Raw genomic sequence first — 1671 nt, 5'->3', positions numbered from 1 at the left:
ATAGAGACAAGTATCCATAGCGGGGCTCCTCAACCGTTGCACACCCCGCATCCGCCTCATCAATCTTCACGAAAGCTATTCCAAATCAAGCACTTGAAGCGAGTAATAAAATTGCTCACCAGCCTCTAAGGCTCTTCTCGCAGAAGTCGATCCATTGCATCGGATTAGCGCAATATAAGCCGGCTTTCGCTCTTTCCCCAGGATTGGGCAAGTGGACAAAGTTTACGGCGAAGCCCTTGGAACTGGTCGAACTCAGATGGGACAAGGTCGTCTCGATGAGACGCTCCCAAACCGGGATCGGCTGATCCAGCATGACGTTGAAAATTCCGCTTGCGATGCTGTAATCTGCTCGGCGCGGGCTCTCTCTGCCATGATGGAACCGGATCAAATCTCCCGCCCAACGCTTATTTGCACGGCGAACCATTGCAGATGACAGGTCGATTCCGAGATAGTCGATAGAGCTCTGAGGATGATAGAGCGCGAGGTAGTCGAGAAGAGCGCCATACCCGCATCCTACGTCGTTGAGGGAGAATGGGACGTCAAAATTGCAAAGCGCGAGAAGTTTTCGAAACCGCAGCGCCTGCGTCGGAACGCAACTCCAGTCGACACCCAGCGGCGTCGGGCCATAGCGACGAAGCTTCTGCGTGTAATACTGCGCTATCTGCCAATAGACATCATCAAGTTCAGCAGGCGAGGATCTCGTCATTCCGAGCGAAGACCTATCTTCGCCGGGGTGTTTTCTTCGTGCTCTTGGGCGCTGCCCTCGTTGTCTTGGCCGCGGCCTTCCGTGCAGCTTTCACGGGTTGCCGAGCAGTCCGGGAAACCGATCTTGGGAGCATTGGAATCGATACGATGATGTAGTCCTGCGTCATGTAGAAGAGACCGGTTGGAGCATTCCTCACGATAACCCTGCGCCCGTCCTCACTGCGAGAGTCATGAGCCTGGAAAAGAACGGGAAGGGGATAGCGCGACGCCAGGTTCTCGATCATCATGTTCATGATACGATCATTGCCATTCACGCCGGGCTCGTCCGACTCGTACAGTCCCAACTCACCGATCAGGGTAAGCCATCTGTTCCGTGCCCGAGCGTTCCAGAAACCTCCGAGATTGAGTACCGCAACGCAGTCCTTCAGGGAGCGTCCGCGTTGAAAGATCTGGAACTCCTTCTGAAGAGCAGCCATCTCTTCGATGCCGCCAAATGCTTCCTTCGGACCTTGGGAAGGACCGAAGCGAAGATTCATGAGATCGAACAATCCTGAGATGAAAATATCATCCTCTTTCATGATGCGGCCCATGAGTTCCTCCAGTTTCCCGATACAGAGTTGCTGTGCGTATCGCAAAACCTACGGCACCAGTCCCCGAAAGCAGTGTCAAGTTTAGATGGATGGTTACTAAGAGGTAGAAGAGTATTGAATCGCAATTAAATGCGAGACTGGGGCTTCAAAGTCGCGTTCCCTGCGCTTGGGCAGAAAATGGTTCGCAATTTGACTTCGAATTCCAACGGCCGTGCGAACGAAACTCTGCTGAGGAAAGCGCATAAAAAGTAGATACTGTCGGCGAATTCCCTGTTGGCTATTCAGCAAGAGGAGGATGGCATGAGTCTTCATCCCGAGCCGATTGGTGAGATCCCGGCCGAGACCGTGCGAGTTGCCCGGGCAGCTTTCCCTAAGG

General features: G+C 53.6%; 2 protein-coding genes. Both read right to left on the bottom strand.

The window, feature by feature from the left end; genetic code table 11:
- Window positions 1-115: 115 nt before the first annotated feature.
- Window positions 116-706 carry a class I SAM-dependent methyltransferase gene (locus FS320_RS42950; protein ID WP_152718595.1) on the bottom strand — a complete coding sequence of 197 codons (591 nt, stop codon included), beginning with the start codon at window positions 704-706 and terminating at the stop codon, window positions 116-118.
- A gap of 13 nt (window positions 707-719) precedes the next feature.
- Window positions 720-1295 carry a hypothetical protein gene (locus FS320_RS42945; RefSeq protein ID WP_152718594.1) on the bottom strand — a complete coding sequence of 192 codons (576 nt, stop codon included), beginning with the start codon at window positions 1293-1295 and terminating at the stop codon, window positions 720-722.
- Window positions 1296-1671: the final 376 nt, after the last annotated feature.

It is taken from the genome of Microvirga tunisiensis, from assembly GCF_009296175.1.
GTDB classification, from domain to species: Bacteria; Pseudomonadota; Alphaproteobacteria; order Rhizobiales; family Beijerinckiaceae; genus Microvirga; species Microvirga tunisiensis.
This window is presented reverse-complemented; position numbering and strand designations above follow the sequence as displayed.